This is a genomic window from Pseudoalteromonas sp. P1-9, assembly GCF_001399975.1.
Lineage (GTDB): Bacteria > Pseudomonadota > Gammaproteobacteria > Enterobacterales > Alteromonadaceae > Pseudoalteromonas.
In genome coordinates, this window is record NZ_LKBD01000016.1 from 16613 (window position 1) to 34714 (window position 18102).

The 18102-nt window shown below is 41.6% G+C and carries 16 protein-coding genes and 1 other RNA gene; 7 read left to right on the forward strand and 10 right to left on the reverse strand.

The window, feature by feature from the left end; genetic code table 11:
- Positions 1-41: 41 nt before the first annotated feature.
- From dinG to AN214_RS22230, 6 genes are all read left to right on the forward strand, one after another.
- The gene (gene dinG, locus AN214_RS11365; protein ID WP_054979843.1) at positions 42-2114 is read left to right on the forward strand and encodes an ATP-dependent DNA helicase DinG; all 2073 of its coding nucleotides are present in this window, start codon (positions 42-44) and stop codon (positions 2112-2114) included.
- Positions 2114-2890, forward strand: a complete 777-nt coding sequence (locus AN214_RS11370) for a TSUP family transporter (protein WP_054979844.1) — start codon at positions 2114-2116, stop codon at positions 2888-2890. Before dinG ends, AN214_RS11370 begins: the two co-directional genes overlap by 1 nt.
- Entirely contained in the window at positions 2883-3479 is a 597-nt protein-coding gene (locus AN214_RS11375; RefSeq protein WP_054979895.1) for a primosomal replication protein, read from the forward strand. The genes AN214_RS11370 and AN214_RS11375 overlap by 8 nt, the downstream gene beginning before the upstream one ends.
- Complete coding sequence (locus tag AN214_RS11380) at positions 3479-4375, forward strand: histone deacetylase (RefSeq protein ID WP_082428559.1); 897 nt, start codon at positions 3479-3481, stop codon at positions 4373-4375. The genes AN214_RS11375 and AN214_RS11380 overlap by 1 nt, the downstream gene beginning before the upstream one ends.
- Before the next feature lie 61 nt (positions 4376-4436).
- Complete coding sequence (locus AN214_RS11385; protein WP_054979845.1) at positions 4437-4709, forward strand: late competence development ComFB family protein; 273 nt, start codon at positions 4437-4439, stop codon at positions 4707-4709.
- Positions 4702-4866, forward strand: a complete 165-nt coding sequence (locus AN214_RS22230) for a YbaM family protein (protein ID WP_082428560.1) — start codon at positions 4702-4704, stop codon at positions 4864-4866. The genes AN214_RS11385 and AN214_RS22230 overlap by 8 nt, the downstream gene beginning before the upstream one ends.
- A gap of 16 nt (positions 4867-4882) precedes the next feature.
- Here the strand turns inward: AN214_RS22230 and AN214_RS11390 are convergent, their stop codons facing one another.
- The 9 genes from AN214_RS11390 to AN214_RS11425 all read right to left on the reverse strand — a co-directional run bounded on the left by AN214_RS11390 (position 4883) and on the right by AN214_RS11425 (position 14823).
- A complete protein-coding gene (locus tag AN214_RS11390; RefSeq protein ID WP_054979846.1) occupies positions 4883-5710 on the reverse strand; it encodes a hypothetical protein in 828 nt (275 codons plus the stop codon).
- A 265-nt stretch (positions 5711-5975) separates the two neighbouring features.
- Complete coding sequence (locus AN214_RS11395; RefSeq protein WP_054979847.1) at positions 5976-7298, reverse strand: PAS domain-containing sensor histidine kinase; 1323 nt, start codon at positions 7296-7298, stop codon at positions 5976-5978.
- 9 nt (positions 7299-7307) lie between these two features.
- Entirely contained in the window at positions 7308-8639 is a 1332-nt protein-coding gene (locus tag AN214_RS11400; RefSeq protein WP_054979848.1) for a sigma-54 dependent transcriptional regulator, read from the reverse strand.
- 68 nt (positions 8640-8707) lie between these two features.
- Positions 8708-9916 (reverse strand): ABC transporter permease, encoded by a 1209-nt coding sequence (locus tag AN214_RS11405; RefSeq protein ID WP_054979849.1) that lies wholly within the window; start codon positions 9914-9916, stop codon positions 8708-8710.
- Positions 9917-9926: 10 nt separating this feature from the next.
- Positions 9927-11240 (reverse strand): ABC transporter permease, encoded by a 1314-nt coding sequence (locus tag AN214_RS11410; RefSeq protein WP_054979850.1) that lies wholly within the window; start codon positions 11238-11240, stop codon positions 9927-9929.
- A gap of 2 nt (positions 11241-11242) precedes the next feature.
- Positions 11243-11947, reverse strand: coding sequence for an ABC transporter ATP-binding protein (locus tag AN214_RS11415; protein WP_010559735.1), 705 nt, complete (start codon positions 11945-11947; stop codon positions 11243-11245).
- Positions 11948-11971: 24 nt separating this feature from the next.
- On the reverse strand, positions 11972-13228 hold the full coding sequence (locus AN214_RS11420) for an efflux RND transporter periplasmic adaptor subunit (RefSeq protein WP_054979851.1): 1257 nt from the start codon (positions 13226-13228) through the stop codon (positions 11972-11974).
- 521 nt (positions 13229-13749) lie between these two features.
- Positions 13750-13846: signal recognition particle sRNA small type (gene ffs / locus AN214_RS22235), an RNA gene on the reverse strand.
- A gap of 125 nt (positions 13847-13971) precedes the next feature.
- Positions 13972-14823 carry a DUF3014 domain-containing protein gene (locus tag AN214_RS11425; protein ID WP_054979852.1) on the reverse strand — a complete coding sequence of 284 codons (852 nt, stop codon included), beginning with the start codon at positions 14821-14823 and terminating at the stop codon, positions 13972-13974.
- Positions 14824-14900: 77 nt separating this feature from the next.
- Between AN214_RS11425 and AN214_RS11430 the strand changes: the two genes are divergently transcribed.
- Entirely contained in the window at positions 14901-16058 is a 1158-nt protein-coding gene (locus AN214_RS11430) for a patatin-like phospholipase family protein (protein ID WP_054979853.1), read from the forward strand.
- 16 nt (positions 16059-16074) lie between these two features.
- Here AN214_RS11430 and AN214_RS11435 read toward each other — a convergent pair whose 3' ends face one another.
- Positions 16075-18060 carry a cation:proton antiporter gene (locus tag AN214_RS11435; RefSeq protein ID WP_054979854.1) on the reverse strand — a complete coding sequence of 662 codons (1986 nt, stop codon included), beginning with the start codon at positions 18058-18060 and terminating at the stop codon, positions 16075-16077.
- Between the last annotated feature and the right edge of the window lie 42 nt (positions 18061-18102).

The following is an 18102-nucleotide window of genomic DNA, read 5'->3' on the forward strand; positions in this document are numbered from 1 at the left end:
GCACCTTTAAAATCGCGAAAACGCCTTTTCTCGGACCTAACATGCTGGCTGACTCCCTAAAAAAAAACATTCGCACTATTCATACTAATATTGCAGCCAAATTACCTGATTACCGCTCACGTCCGAGTCAAAATTACCTAGTGGCAGAAATAGCTAAAACCTTAGCGGGAAATTACCACCGCACAGAGCGCATAGCTGTAATAGAAGCTGGCACAGGTACAGGGAAATCGTTAGCATATTGTATCGGTGCTATTCCCTACGCAAAGCAGCACAAAAAGAGCCTGATCATTTCAACCGCCACAGTCGCTTTACAAGAACAATTAATCAATAAAGAGCTGCCATTTTTTGCAAAGAACTCAGGTATTGAAATTAGCTTTGAGCTCGCAAAAGGGCGCCAGCGTTATGTTTGCGCTGAGCGTTTATACAACGCGCTCGTTGATGATCCATCGCAGCTTAATTTTTTAGCGACCACCGATGCGCCTCTAAATGAAAAAGAGCAAGAGAGTTTAAAACAACTGCAAGCCGCCTATAAGAAAGGCACATGGAAAGGTGATAGAGATACTTGGCCTAAAGTCATCTCCGACAATGTATGGCGTTTAATTCAAAGTGACAAACACTCGTGCCAGCGTCAATTAGCTAGCCATGCGCACTGCCCTTTTCATAGCGCTCGCGATCGTTTAGCTAAAGCTGATGTGATTATTGTAAACCATTCTTTATTACTGGCAGATCTAGAACTCGGTGGTGGGGTTATTTTACCTGAACCGTCAGACAGTATTTACGTTATCGATGAAGCACATCATTTGCCGCAAGTAGCACGCGACTTTTCATCGGCGTCAAGTACTTTAGTCGCTACCTTAGAGTGGTTAGATAAGCTAGCTAAATTTAACCAAAAAATGGCTAATGCGATCAGCTCAACACGCGCAACGGGTCTCAACTTTAAACTTGCAGATGCCATTAACGACAGTGCAAAAGACTTAAAAAATGTGAAAACGTTTTTTGCCGATAATTACTTTGAATTTAACGAAGATAATGTGCACCGCTTTGAACAAGGGCAGCTACCAAAAGGTATCAGCAATTGGGTGAAAGATTTAAAGCAATCATCTAACAACATGCTTAAGTTTCTTACCAAAATGCACGACGCACTTACGTTAGATTTGTCTGATGGCGACGTGAGTAAAAAAGTGGCCGAACCGCTACTATCTGAAAGTGGCCATTACTTAACGCGCCTAGATGGCTTTGCTAAATTGTGGGGGAGCTTGTCCATCGAACAATCTAATCCGCCCCATGCTCGCTGGCTTAAGCAACTTGAATACAAAAATCACGTTGATTATCTATTGGCTGACTGCCCTATTCAAGTTGGCTATTATTTACACGATAAGTTGTGGCAAGAATGTGCAGGTGCTGTGCTTTGCTCCGCTACTTTATCGGCACTTGGTTCATTTGACCATTTTGCCTTTGAAGCAGGTTTAAAACCTATCGAAGGAGTTAAGTACATCAAAGCGCAATCGCCCTTTGATTATAAAGAAAATGCAGTGTTGACTATTCCAAACATCAGCAAAGAGCCTAATCACAAAGAATTCAGCGACGAGTTAATTAAAACCCTGCCTAATTACATTAAAAAAGATCAGGCAAATCTGGTGTTATTTGCCTCTTATTGGCAAATGAACCAAGTGGCAGAGGGCCTTAGAAAAAAAGGCTTCAGTTTATTACTACAAGGTGAGGCCTCTCGCGATGCGTTACTTACGCTTCATCGCGACAAAGTTAAAAATGGAAAAGGGTCAATTTTGTTTGGCACCCAAAGTTTCTCAGAAGGGTTAGACCTACCAGGCGATTTACTGACAAACTTAATCATCACCAAAATTCCATTTGCCGTACCCACTTCGCCGATAGAGCAAGCACAAAGTGAATATATCGAAACGAAAGGTGGTAATCCATTTTTGTCTATCACCGTACCTGAAGCGGCAAAGAAATTAGTACAAAGCTGTGGTAGACTGCTTCGTAAAGAATCTGACAGTGGTGAAATAACCATTTTAGACAGGCGTTTAGTTACCAAGCGCTACGGTAAAGCCATGTTGGATTCACTGCCCCCGTTCAAACGAAAAATCGAGTATTAATGATAGAACTAGCTTTAGAGCCAACAACTTGGCTTGTGCTCTGCTCCGCAGCATTGGCCGCTGGGTTTATAGACGCTGTTGCCGGTGGTGGCGGTATGCTAACCGTGCCAGCCCTTTTAACCGCTGGCCTGCCACCGCATTTAGCACTTGGCACCAACAAATTAGCCGCTAGTTTTGGTTCACTAACTGCGAGTTTTACGTATTATAAGAAAAAGCTTTTTAATCCGCGTTTTTGGTTGGTATCAGCCTGTGCAACTGCCCTAGGTGCCATCCTTGGCACATTAATTGTTGATTTTCTTACTCAAGAGTTTCTTAACTTGCTACTTCCCATAGTAATTATTGTAGTTGCAATATATAGCTTATTTAATAAAAGCCAATTCGCAGAAAATATGCAGCTACCTCCCGAAAACTCACAGCTAAAAGTAAAGCAAAGCTGGCAAGGGCTTATTCTAGGCTTTTATGATGGTGTTGCAGGGCCCGGTGCGGGCACATTTTGGACCGCTTCAAACAGCTTTCTGTATAAAATGGGTATATTACTGAATTGTGGTTTAGCACGCTCGATGAACTTCATCAGTAATGTGGTATCGCTGGCCACCTTTGTAGCACTTGGCCATGTGCATTTTATGCTAGGTTTAACTATGGGCGCGTTTATCATGCTAGGCGCCTGGATAGGCGCACATTCAGCGATTAAATTCGGCAGTAAGTTAATTAAACCTGTGTTCAATACCGTTGTCATTGTGTTAGCGATTAAATTAATTTTAGATGTCTATGCTTAAAACAAGTGCACAAGTCGAAACACTTAAAAACCAAGTAGAACGCTTAAAAGTTAGCTGCCAACAGTTTGACCAGCAAAACTTATTTAAAAGTGAGCGCTTTGTTAAAAACCAACATGGTTTATTTGAACATCATTTGTTTCGTACAAAAAGCGTAAAGCTTAGCGATTACCTAACTGAAGTATTTGATAACATCGACGCACTACCTTCAAGCGAGCGAAGACATGCTCAGCGCTTTGCTCTTGAGTCAATTTCACAGCAAATTAACGCTATTATTACCGCGTTAAAAGCAACCAGCGTTTGGCAAAAAGAACAGCAGTTTAAGCCAGTTACCCGCTACAAAAAAGCAGTTAAAAAGATCATTCAATCATCGCAAGAGTTGTATCGTGAACTATCTCAAAACCATGAATTTGAGCGTCGCTTACAAGAAATGATTGAGCTTAGGCAAAACGAAAAAATAAACTGCAGTAGTGAGCGTGCCAAGGTATTAAATAACGAAATTCTTGTGCTACATGGCAGGTTGGGCCGTTGTCGCAAAGCCATTACGGCTGTCGAGGAAAAAATTCAACTGGCGGAGAAATCAAACCGATAATGACGATACCGATTTTTTATCACCCTAGTTACTCATCTTTATCACTGCCTGAAAACCATCGCTTTCCAATTGAGAAATACCAATTGCTTTATCAATTTATTAAGCATGAATTGGCTGAACAATTTCGCTTTATCACGCCCGAAAAAGCAAGTTTAGATGATATTAGCAATGTGCATTGCCCTATTTTTGTACAGCAGTTTGTAACAGGCACCCTTGAGCCAAAAGCGATACGTAAAATGGGATTTCCGTGGTCACCACAACTTGTTGAACGCACGCTTTATTCAATTGGCGCATCAATTCAAGGATCAAAGCTTGCCCTCGAAACACAAATCGCGAGTCAAATAAGCGGCGGGTATCACCATAGCTTCCCCAATTTTGGCAGTGGCTTTTGCATATTTAATGATTTGGTAATTGCCGCGCGCCATTTACTTGATAACAACCTAGTAAGCAAAGTTGTTATTCTCGACCTTGATGTACACCAAGGTGATGGTTCAGCGGTGTGCGCACAAGCGATGGACGATATCGTCACAATTTCATTGCACTGTGAGCAAAACTTCCCAGCCAAAAAGCAACATTCAGATTACGATTTTACGCTCAATAAACACGCTAATGACCAAGAATACCAAACGATGTTACAGCAATGCTTACTTACATTGCTCATAGAGCAACCTGATATCGTGCTTTACAATGCCGGAGCCGATATTTTTAGCGGCGACGAGCTGGGCTATTTTAACGTCAGCTTAGCGGGCGTAAAACAACGCGATCAAAGCGTGATTTCATTTTGCGCATCCCATGACATACCTATTTTTACCGCGTCAGGTGGCGGTTACCAGCGAAATGTTGAGAACTTAGTAAACGTTCATAAACAACTTTATTTAAGCATGACAAATGCATAGACGATTCCAAAGATATAAGCAATACTAAGAACAGTCTCATTAAGTAATCTTAAGGAATAGCATGAAATTACATGACGATATTCATAATTATTACGAAAAACTATTAACCGACGAAATTGAAAAGCAAAAAATTGAAGCGAAGTACGACAAAGACACATTGGCTGATTTTTGTTGTACCGCATTAAATCAATTACCTGCACGCTACATTCGTTTTGAAGTTGATATGGCGTTTTATTCGTCACAAAGTGAACGCTTAGAAATGGAACAACGCGTACGAGACGCCATCGAGTTTGCAACCGCTGCCGTTGCAAAACGTGGGAACAGTGATGACTGAGAGTAATACCCTGGCAAACGCGCCTAAACACGTTCAATTGGCGGTGGATTTAATTATGCTGCTAGAACAACATGAGCTTGACGCAAAAACTGTACTGCAAGCGCTTGAAATTGTGCAAAAAGACTTTTCACAAAAATGCCAAGAGCAAACTTCCTAACCCACTCTTTGATTAGCTAATGCGGGGCTGAAAATTCAGTTGATAAAAAGCGTGTAACATCTTGATGAAAATCACTATGATAATATTTAAGATGAGCACGCAACAACGCCCCTTCTTGATTTAACGTATCAATTTGCTTATTCACTTTTTTAATAAACTGTCTTGTTTCCGTGTTATTTACACACATTAAACGACCTAAAAGATAAGGTTCAATGCCCGCAACCGTATAACTTACCGTTGATTCTTGCCATTGCCTCGCACTCATTTCGAGTGGATAAAAAAGCGCGTATTCACCGCGTTTTTCGCTAAACATATCAAGCATACCTTGCACATGAGATGCGCCGCGTCGCACAATCTTGTTTTGCTCAGGTAACTTGATAATTTGCTGATCTAATTTATCGCCGTATGAAATCTGGTCTGACACAATTAAGCGTCGTTGTGGATACTGCACAAACAATTCAGCCAAACTAATTGGCTCGTTAATACCTTGCGACGATAAATCTGAGAACTGATAGAGCCGTCTGCCCAAAAACAAATTAATGGGTTTACTAAAGATAAATTGCTGAGCGCGCTGATGCGTTTTGATTTTATTCGTAATACAAATCGATCGGCCTTTTGCCATAAACTTTAACGAACGTTTAAGCGGCACAAACTCAAAATGTAATTTATGAGTTTGCTGTGTTAAGGCTAAAATATTTGTTTCAGACGATAAGCTGCGCATGTCACCGTTTTGAAAGCTTGCTAAATCATGTGCATTATCGGTGTGTAATATTATTTTTGCTGTGGCTGGCAAACACCAACAAATAAAAACAAAAATGCTAAATTTAGTGAACGGGAATTTCAAAGGTAACCTGCTGGGGAAGTAATATTTAACGTGCTAATTGCTGTTTATCTAAATCAGTCATAAAAATTTAACAAAACTTTAGAAAAGAAGCCATTGATTAGAGACACACTGCATAATTTGGGGACAAACAACCGATTTTAGTTATTGTAACCTAGGTCAGTTTATATTTCGTTTCGATTATGTTGTTGATGCAACTAACAACATAAGGTAAAAACTTTGATGTAATAAAATTAAAAGTGATTTAACACCTTCAGTGACTACCTATTTATTTTACATGGGGTAAAAATACTTTTACCACTAACCCCGTTTTACCGCTCGAACGATTATGCAAACTGAGCTGACCGTGATGGGCTTCGGCAATTTCACGACATAGCGCTAAACCTAAACCACTGCCGCTGGCTTTCGTTGAGTAAAATGGAATTAATGCACTTGCCATAACTGCTTCGCTCATGCCGGGCCCTTCATCAATCACGCTGATAACGGTGCCGCTTTGTTTGTTTTCAATACTAACCGCAATTTCTTGTGGCTTCGAGCCTGATTCATGGGCGTTTTTGAGTAAGTTAATCAACAATTGTTCAAGTTGAATATGATCAGCAAAACATCGGTGCTTTGGCTCGTGCCCATCAAGGTTAAAGGCATATTGCTGCTGCACATTATTCAGCACACTTTGCCAATCAAGTAACTCCAATTTAGGCAGCGGTAGCTTGGCAAACTTACCATAACCCTGCACAAACTCATTCAAGTGACTAATTCGTTCCTGCAATGTTGAGAAAACACGCTCCAATCTAGGTTCATCCACATTTTGCGATAACAACTTGCCACTGTGTAACATCGATGACATTGGCCCTAACGAGTTATTTAATTCATGGCTAATAATACGTATCACTTTCTTCCATACCGCAACTTCCTGACGACTCAATTCGCGCGTAAGCTGTTTAAAAATGTACAAACGGTGTTGGTGATTGTTTAATAGAAACTGACCTTTAGAAAGATGCCATGTTTCACTTTCATCTTTTTCGTGCTGTAAATGGAACAAGCCATCTCTGCCTGCTTCCATTGCTTGTTTTATTTGTTCATTAGCGGCGCTGTAAAGTTCTTCACGCTGTAAACCTTCAAGTTCTTGCTCACTATTAAATAATCGATTAGCACTGTGGTTACTAAACACCACATAATCATTGCTATCAATCAACACCAAAGCTTGGGGGGAAGATTGCAGTACTTTATCCAACATTAATTCCCGCTGATAAATCCACTGCTTTTCTTGGCGTAAATGCTCTGCCGTGTGATTGTAAATGTGGCAAAGGCGGCCCAATTCATCTGGCGCATCGTATGCTAGCAGGCTAGAAAATTCGCCATCTTTGAAATTTAACAATCCGGTTTCAAGGGCTTGAATCCCTGAGCTGACCGATTGCGTGAGTAGGTCGCTAATAAACCATGTCGCACACAGTGAAATTAATATAACCAGGGCACTTTGTTTCAGCGAGACATCCAGTACCAGTAATAACGGGATCAGCACCAGAATAAGGCTTATTACAACCGCCAACTGCAATTTAGTTTGGATACGATAGTGAGCAAAAAAAGTTTTCATAATCTGTTATCAATAGTCAATATCGAATTTTTGCAAACGACGATAAAGCGCTTGGCGAGATAAGCCAAAATGACGAGCCACCTTTGCAATAACGCCTTGATATTCGCGCATCGCCGCTTCGATTTCTGTTTTGTTTGGTTCATTATTTACCGCGGTTTTAACTTCGCTCATTGGTGTCGCCAAGCCAAAATCCGTTAATGCTAATTGGCCACTTGGTTTTAATACAGCTGCGCGTTTACAGGCATTTTCAAGCTCGCGAACATTACCAGGCCAAGGGTAATTTACCAGCGCTTGTTCAGTTGCTAATCCACATTCACGGTTTGGTAAGAAGTGTTTAACGAGCGGCATAATATCGTCTTTTCGCTCAGCCAGCGGCGGCAAGCGTAACTCAATTACATTGAGGCGATAATAGAGATCTTCCCTAAAACGCCCTGCTTTAATATCTTGTTGTAAATCAGCATTAGTTGCCGAAATAACTCGTACTTTAACCTGCTTTGTTTGTACTGAACCCAAACGTTCAAACTCACCGGTTTGCAGTACGCGCAATAGCTTCATTTGACCTGAAGGTGGTAAGTTACCAATTTCATCTAAAAATAACGTGCCGCCATCGGCTGCTTCAAAACGTCCGATACGCTGTTTATTGGCACCGGTGTAGGCACCCGCTTGCGCACCAAATAGCTCGGCTTCAATTAATTCTCCGGGTAATGCGCCTGCATTCATTTTAATAAATGGTTGATGGGCTAAATTTGAGTTGAGTTGAATAATTTCAGCGATGCGTTCTTTACCACTGCCATTGGGCCCTGTGATCAACACTGACACATCTGACTTAGCTAATTGCAGTGCCATATCCACTACCCGCTCCATCGCAGTACTTGCATAAATAAGCCCTGCTAAATTTGCTTGTTGATGTGTTAAATGACGCTCATCGTGTTGCCGCGTTAAAACTGCATTATCTTGCTGCGCTTTGCCTAACGCCACTAAATTTGCAATGGTGGTGAGTAACTTGTTGTCATCCCATGGTTTGGCAATGTAATCCGCAGCGCCAGCTTTAACTAGCTCGATAGCAGTTTCAAGTTCAGTCCAAGCTGTAATTAGAATGATCGGTAGGTTGGCATTTAATTCGCGTAGCGTATAAAAAAGACTAATACCCTCTTTTCCAGAGGTGGTGTCGGCGGCAAAGTTCATATCTTGAATCGCCAACGCAATACGTTGATAACGTACCGTTTGCTCTGCCTCAAACGGTGTTTTGGCCGTTACAACATCATAGCCGTGAATTTCCAATAGCAGCGATAATGCTTCGAGAACGGCTGGGTTATCATCAATGATTAGAATTTTATCCATTTGTTTTTCTTTTATTTATTCGTGCTACACCGACAATTCAGAGTGTAGCACGAAGACATTGCAAATGGTTAAATCGTTCGTGTCGCAATACTTGGCGCAATGTTGGCCGCGCGCTTGGCTGGGCCGATTACAGCAAGTAAGCTCATCACAAATACGCCCAACGCGGTAATTGCAACATACTCATATGATAGTGCTGGCACTGAGTATTGGGTCATTAATTGTTGGCCTAACACGATTGCGCCACACACACCTAACACTAAGCCCGCCAAACAAATAAGGCTATTTTCGACAACAAAAAACTTAACAATTGCCGATTTTCTCGCGCCCAGTGCACGTCGTGTACCAATTTGCTTTGTCCGCTTGTTAATATTAAACAGCGTTAAACCAAAGATACCTAGTGCAGTCACTAACACCAGTACACTAATTAAAATCACCAACATACGCATCATTAATAAGTCTTCCGCTACATAATTCGCTTTTTTCTTGTCTAGTCCTGTTAAGTCTTGAATAACGCGTTTGCTGTAGCTTTGATGCATAACACTCTCAATTTGCTTCATTACCTCAGCGCGTTGACCCGGTTCAGTGCGCACCAAAAACTGCTGTAACTTATGAGGGTACAGCAATGGCAAAATTACTGATTTATCTTTGCGTTCTTCTAGCTTTAACCATGGGCCTTTCATCATGCCGATAATACCAACCACTTTTAGCGGTTGATCGCCCATGTACAGAATTTTACCTAGCCCGTCGCCATCGGGAAAAAACTCGTCCATCAATGCTTTTGTCGCCAATGCAACATTCGGGTGCTTGCTAAAATCGCGATTTATAACTACTTCGTCTTGAGTAAAGTTGCGCCCTGCAATAAGCTCTACACCCAATGTATCTAAACCATGCTCATCGGTCTCGAAATAACTGGCGTTATCTGTTTTCGATTTATCAGGCGCAGGCTTTAAACGAAATGTCGTTGAAGAACCGCCGCCCGACAAAGGTACGGCGTTAATATGCACTGCATCCATTACGCCTGGTATTTGACGCAGTGTTGCTTCATCAAGCTCAACCTGCTGGATTAAATCCACATCGCTACCAAACATCATCACATTAAACTTAAACATGTTGTCTTCTTGATAGCCGGTGGGTTGATTTAAATATTCAATACGGTCGTTAATAATAAACGCGGCATTACTGACAATTGCAGTGGTAATCGCAATCTGAATAAGCAGCAACACGGCTCCCACTTTGGAGCGTAACAGCGCATTAAAAATAGGCTTAATCTCTAACATAATACGGTCCTTATTGGGTTTTCAAATACGTAGATGGATTGGTTTTACACACCAACCACGCTGGATATAATGCCGCTATTATGCATGCAACAATCGCGATAACCGGCGCTGTAAGCAACATAATAAGGTCCATATTGGCAAGACTGTCGTAATAACTATAGCTTTGGCGAATACCCAAAAGACCAAGTTGTGCAATTAAAATTCCTACTACACCACCAAATAAACCAAGCATCGCAACCTCAACAATATGCTGATAAAACACCTGACGTTTGCTCGCGCCAAGTGCACGCCTAACACCAACTTCCGGTGCACGACGTAAAAACTTAGCGAGCAGCAGCCCTAAAATATTGGCAATACACACCGCCAAAAACATAAAGCTCAGTGCCACCATTATTTTGTTGTCTTCGTTCACGACTTCCCAGTAAGCAATCCACTCGTTTACATCTCTTAGTTTGTACTCGGCATCTTCACGATTGAAACGCCCTTGAGTTTGCTGCTGTGCAATATAGTTTGCCAAATATTCGCTGTAAGCTTGCTTTTCATCGGCGTTATTGAGCTGCACCCAAAACTGTAACCATACTTTTTCTGAATTTAATTTATCTGTGAACGTTTTTACAACCTCATGTTTCCAACCATTGGTATTACCCCAAGTATTAATTTCATTCGCTTTAATTAGCGAAAACGGAATAAAGATTTGTTCGGGGTCGTTAAATGAACCATTGTTTAAATCATAATATTTAACGTGTAACTGCCAGTCTTTAATCACACCGACAACGCGCATACTGAGGTCGTCAAGATAAAGCGTTTGCCCGACACTGTTTTCGCTGCCAAATAGCTTTTTACTCATGCTTTGAGAAATCACCACGACAGGTGCGGCACTTTCTTCTTGCTCAACACTCCATACACCGCCATGAATAAACGATAAATTAAACATTTCAAATGCATCACGCGAAAAAACACGAGTAGTTTCTAAAAACGGTTTAACCTTATCTGAGTTTAAATGTACCGAAAATCCCGTTTTCATCATGGCTGCGCGTTTGTACGGTAAATCTGCATTGAGCAGATTAGTTGTATCTTTATAGGTCAACTGATAAGGCACATTATCTGACGAGAACCATGTTTCAACCTCATCCATAATTTGCAATTGAACAGCGAATAACTTATTGCTTTTATTAGGAATTGGATCCATCGACATCATGTGATACACCGATAGACTCGTCATAGTGACACCTATGCCAATAGCAATTGCCAGCACCATTAAAAAGCTAACAAGCGGCGTACGCTTAAAGCTCCGCCAGCTTAAATCAATATAATGACTCAACATGGTTATGCTCCTACAGCCACATTAGGGTTACCTTGATACAAGGTAAAATCAGCAAGCTGACCGTCGACAACTTGGATATTACGTGGTGCACGACGTGCGAGTTCTGCATCATGAGTTACCATAATAATAGTTGCGCCATCGCGATTGATTTGCTCGAGTAATTCCATTACTTGGCGTGCCATTAAACTGTCTAAGTTACCCGTTGGTTCATCGGCAAGTAAAAAACGAGGCTCACCGGCAAGCGCACGCGCAATTGCTACACGTTGTTGTTGTCCACCGGAAAGTTGCTGCGGCAAATGCTTCGCGCGACTTGCGAGCCCCACTTGCTCTAAACATTGTTCAATACGGCGTTTACGCTCTGCGGCTTTAATACCGCGGTAGCGCAACGGCACTTCAATGTTTTCATATAAATTAAGGTCTGGAATTAAATTAAACCCTTGGAAAATAAATCCAATTTTTTGATTGCGCAGATCGGCACGTTGATTATCATTGAGCTTACCGACATCAATGCCATCAAGTAGATACTCACCACTGGTAAATGGCTCTAACATACCGGCAATATTTAAAAAGGTGGTTTTACCTGAACCCGATGGCCCTGTAACGGCAATAAATTCCCCTTCCTCAACACTTAAATTAAAATCACGTAGTGCATGAGTTTGTACCATTTCTGTTTGATACACCTTGCTGATATTATTCATTTTTAACATTTCTTTTGCCTTCTTTCCTGTTGATTAGCGTAGCAATAGCGCATCCGCGTTTTTGAATGTGTCGTAGTTTGAAATAATTATTTCATCGCCAGCTTCTAACCCAGCTAACACCTCTACATGATTAATACTGGTAACGCCTGTGGTAATTTCGACTTTTTGCGCAAGGTCGCCGTTTATCTTATATGCAACATAGCCCCCAGCATTTAAAAACCCACCGCGTCTCACCATTAAAATATCACTTCGGTTTTCAAGTAAAATGCGTCCTGACAATCGCTGATTTTGACGAATATTGCTGATATTACTGGTTTCAAAACGCACTCGGGTGGTCACTTCACGGTTGTTCACTTCTGGCGAAATCGCCGAAAGTTGTCCTTTTATTTGCTCTGAGCCAATTTTTAATTCAACCGTCATGCCGATGCCTAAGTCATTCGCGTAGCTTTCTGGCACTTGCAGTTCAGCTTCAAATGCCGATAAATCGACAAGCGTTAACAGGGCCTGATTTTTTACCACCATCGCCTTTGGCTGAACTAATAAATTGCCAACAATGCCCGATACACTGGCTTTTATTGCTAAATTTCCCACTTTACGCTGCAGTTCATCAACCACCAGCTGTTGTCTTGCAACTTGGCTTTTCGATGATTGAAGCTCAAATGACAAGGTATCTTTTGCTAATTCAACTTCTTGTTGTGCATGTTTATAAGTGAGCTTGGCTTTGGCCAAATCATCAACCGCTTTTTCTAAATCAATTTGGCTGATCAAACGCTTTTCAATTGAAAGTTGAGCGCGGCGATTTTCACGTTCTGCTGCGTTTAACTCTACTTGTGCTAAATCAAGCGTTTTGGTCAGTGCGAGTGCTTGGCGTCTTGCCGCCAGTTCACTTCGTGCAAGTTCGCCCTTGAGCCTAGCCAATTCTGACTCTTGTTGTTTTAAGCTATTGTTAAGCTCAGGACTGTCAACCTCAGCAATCACTTGGCCTTTTTCAACTGTGTCGCCCGCTTTTACATTCAATGAGACAAAGCCTTGTTCAGGGCTATACGCTTTTGGTGCATTCGCCGCTACAATTTTACCGGTTGCAGCAACATCACGAACAAGGTTACCACGCTCTACTTTTGCTAACTGCAGCTGCGCTTTATCTATCGACATACTAGCGTTATCACTGTTAAACATGGCAAATCCCGTCCATGTAACAACAGATAGCATTAACGTAATCGCTAAAGCCGGTTTTAATAGTTTTGGCTTTTGTTTGATTACTTGATCTTGGCCACTGGTATCTTTAATCATGTTTTTCCCTAAAATCGTGTGTGTTGTTCAAGTACGCTGATAAACAATGAAGCCAATAACATAAACGCTGGCACAATAAAGAAAGCGGACATTACTACCATTGTTCTATTCCTAAACGATAAACTGATTAACTTAATACCAGTTGCATGCCAAATTTTAATTTATAACAATTTCAATAAGTTAACTTTGAACATGTAAAAATCAGATTGTCCGCGGACAGAAAAAGTGTCCGCTGCGGACACTTTTAATGCGTCATCAATTAACCGAATAAAAACTGATAGTTAGATGACACAGAAGTACAGAAACAAAAAATAGGAAAGAGAGAAAAAAGACGTGCTCGAAGCAGGGCAATCAAAACAAGCGTATTGCGTTGCTACGTGTTAAATAAATACAAGGTGTGGCTATTTAGCAGTGACTGTTAAGTAAAGGAGTAAAATAAGAAAATATAACTAATAATCAATGAGAAAGTAGAAACTGAGAAGCTAAACACTGAAAAGTAAACGAGAGAAGTTGGGTGGCAATCTTACCAGCCACATCCCGGCACATAAGTCACACGCTGTGGCTGCTCCCTTCCGGGCCTGACCAGATTCACGCGCTATTATTGCGGGAGGACCAATAAGATCACCATAATAACTCAGTTAAACAAAGGGTTTTGCTCAACTGCGCGCAGGGATTATCACTATTTTGCTGATGAAGTTCAAGCAAAACTTTGTTCATGCTAATCAACTGCGCAACAATTAACCTTAAAGCTGTTTTAACAAACGCGATAACTTGGTTTTCACCTGTGCCATATTATCTGGACCTAAACGCAGTAGCTGTTTTTGTGCATCAGATAACGCTTCATACTCAGGTACCGCATATTTATATGTTACAGACTGGCTTGTAAGCGGCGTATCTAGCGGAACAGCTGGAGTATCAAGTAAATGCTGAATCGCCAGTGCAAGACGTTGTTCAAACTCATAATCCGATAAACCAATCTCGTCATACGCATCTTGGATCAGCGGTTTATATTCATCAATTAATGCGATAATTTGTTTTTCCGAAAGCTTAGTAAATAAGCTAACATACGGATCGTAGCGCTCAAAACTCTCTGGATTTACGGTAATAATTGCACCGTCGTTTACGCTAAACGCTTGTTTTGGCGAAACAAACATTTGATGCTTTTTAGCAAGCTTACCGTCCGCTAAGTTTTCGGTGTAAACCACCGCTCGACGAATTAAATCATCGCTAACAACAAGCTTTAACAAATTAACCGATACAACATCTGCTAGCGACTCTCGTACAACTGAATCGCTATCATCAAGCGAAGGCAGCGTACGTGTCACTTCTGGCGTTACTGGCTCTTCAGCTTCAGGCTCTTTAGTTACAACCACTTGCTCAACCACCGGCTCAATCACAGGGTCGTTGGTCACAACTTGTGTTTCTTGCTCTGGCTCTACAGGCTCAGTGGGTTGTGGCAATTCAATTACTTGCCTTTCACCCGGCTCTACTGGTTTGTCGCCTTTCATTAATTGCATGGCTGCTACCGCAATCACGATTGCTACCAGAGAGAGTCCGACAATGTAAGGTAATTTATTTTGAGAATTCGTTGTCATATTTTTCACTGTTCAAATATTTATTTTAGATCTAAAGTGCTCTAAATTAACAATAAAGGGAGAATACAAAGTATCTGATGAATAGTAGCGGGAATAGTTCAAAACATAAAACAAAAATTGCATTACTACTTACTGGTGGTGGCGCACGAGCGGCTTATCAAGTAGGCGTTTTAAAAGCGATTGCGAAAAACTTGCCGCGTAATCAAGTAACGCCATTTGCTATCATAAATGGTACGTCTGCGGGAGCAATTAATGCAACGGCACTCGGTTGTTACGCTTCGTGTTATCAACTAGCCGTTAAAAAGTTAGAACATGTGTGGAAAAATTTTCGCACCGAGCAGGTTTATCACACCAACTTTTCATCGGTATTTGGTCATATTTTTATTAATATGTTACGTAGTTTTCAGTCGGATTATGAAAACCACCCACCCGCGAGCTTGCTCAATAACCAACCATTACGAGAATTATTGCGCTCAGTGCTCGATTTAAAACGCATCGACAATAATATTCGCAATGACTACTTAGAGGCACTATCGATTACTGCTTCAAGCTATTCGAGCGGTGATTCCGTCGCGTTTTTCCAAGCTAAGCATGCCAACTCTTGGCGCAGAGCCAAAAGACGTGGTGAGAAAACAACAATTAATATTGAACATTTAATGGCGTCCAGTGCCATTCCTATGGTTTTCCCAAGTACCAAAATTCGTCAAGGCTACTTTGGCGATGGTTCGGTGCACCAACATGCACCACTGAGTCCTGCAATTCATTTAGGCGCGGAAAAAGTCTTTGTAATTGGTGTTGAGCAACCTATTGATAATAAGTATTTTGGTTTTCAGCCACACTACCCCGGTATTTCTACAATCGCCGGCCATTTGCTTGATACCATTTTCTCCGATACCTTACGTGCAGACATTGAACGACTAGAACGTATTAACCGCACGTTGTCACTTATTCCAGCGCGCGACAAACATAAAGAACTTAAGCGCATCGCGCACTTTGTAATAAACCCCTCGCAAAACTTTAATGCCATTGCCACTCAGTACTACGACACTATGCCTGTGCCAATAAAAATGCTACTGCGCAGTATTGGTGTGAAAAAACATTCAGAATCGTCACTGGTAAGTTATTTACTCTTTGAAAAGGAATACACCCAGCATTTGATTGATATTGGCTACCAAGATGGTTTAGCACAATTAGATGAAATAATGGCGTTTTTAGAGTTCACCAATATGCAGTAAGTTTACTGTAAACGGGCTAGCGCCCCTCTAGTATAAAACGCTCAGCACGTTCAACACGGCGCGGTTTGCCGCGCACAATTAAAATATCCTGCGCTTTTAATACAGTATCACTTGGCGGGAAACTTAATTCATTACCATCACGGCGAAGTCCGGTTACATCAACCCGCCGTTTAGTTAAGTTTAAATCACCTAAGGATAATCCTCGTGCATAGGCATCTTCGGTAATCGCGATTGCATGCAAAAATTCAAGGTGATCAGATGAATCGGGTGACAATGGCGTACTATCGCCTGGGAAATAACCGTGCAGTAAGCCATAGCGATTGCTACGCTCTGCTTGCACACGCCTTAAAATACGGCGCATGGGCACCCCAGTTAAAAACAGTACATGTGATACTAACATTAAGCTGGCCTCTAGCTTTTCCGGCACCACTTCTGTAACGCCTTTATCTTTAAGCTCAGATAAATACCTATCATCTCGCATGCGCACTAAAATTTTAACCTTGGGCGCAAGCTGCTTGATACTATTAATAATTGCAAATGCACTGTCTTTATCGGCGAAAGTAATAATCACTAAGCGGCTTTTTGCGATATTGGCACCTTTTAGCACCTCTTTTTGCTTTGCCTGACCAAAATAGATATTTTCTCCAGCGGCCTGCGCCTCTTTAACGCGCACTGTGTCACTATCTATCGCAACAAACGGAATTGCTTCCGTTTTTAAAAAGCGCGCGATTATTTGGCCTACTCGGCCATAGCCGCAAATCACAACATGTTGACTAAACTCATCAAACTGAGCATCACTGTTATCATAACTTTGACTATTTTTTGTCAGTAAATTAGGGGCAACTTTATTGAGAATTTTATATGACAGCAAAGCGCCGTTATCCACCAAATAAGGCGTTATCGCCATACTTAATACGCCAACCGACAACAGCAAGGATGCGTTTGCCGAGTTTAACAAAGCGTATTTTAATGCGAGTGAGATTAAGACAAAGCTAAACTCACCCATCTGGCATAACATAAGTGCACTTGCCAACGCATTTTCATGATTCTCGCCCGCCACTTTCGTCACAAAATACGTAATCGCCACTTTCAGTGTCAGCAAGCTAAATAACCCAAGTGCAATCCATTGCAAGTTAGCCACAACAAACGTCATATCAAGCTGCATACCGATGGTGATAAAGAATAACCCCATTAGGATATCTCTAAATGGACGGATATCGGCTTCTAGTTGATGCTTATATTCACTTTCACCTAACATCATGCCTGCTAGAAAAGCACCTAGTGCCATGGATAAACCAAAAGCAGACGTTATCGCTGCCGCAATAAGTGCAACCAATATGGTGGTCAACACAAATAACTCATCACTGCGTGTTTGCGCTATTTCACTGAAAATTCTCGGAAGTACCCATTTGCCAACGGCCATCAATAGCGCAATAACCACACCGCCTTTTGCCAACGCCGTTAAAATGGTGGTCCATAACGACTCTGAGCCATTTGCCAAAAGCGGAAGCGCGATTAATAAAGGCACTACCGCGATATCTTGAAATAGCAAAACGCCAATTGCCAGCTGCCCTGGTCTTGAGCGCAATAATGGCGAGCCACTGACTTGTTTAACCACAATAGCAGTTGACGACAAGGCAACTAAACTACCAATGCTAAACGCCGCTATCATTGAAATTCCAAATAACCACAATAGCACCATAACCACTAAGGTAGTGATTACGACTTGCATTACGCCAACGCCAAAAACAATGTGGCGCATAGCCAGTAAACGAGGAATTGAAAACTCTAACCCTAAGCTAAACAGCAAAAAAACGATGCCAAGTTCGGCAATAAAGTGCATTTGTTCACTTTGTTCAAGCCACGCAAAGCCGTCTTTACCGGCAAGGATGCCCACCGCTAAATAAGCTAAAATGGGTGGCAGATTAAAGCGTTTAAACAGCCAAATCAGAACCACAGCGGCAATCAATATATAGAAGTAAACACCAAACGTATGCTGCAAACACCACCTCTGCTATCGTAATAAGCGTTATGTCGAAAAAAT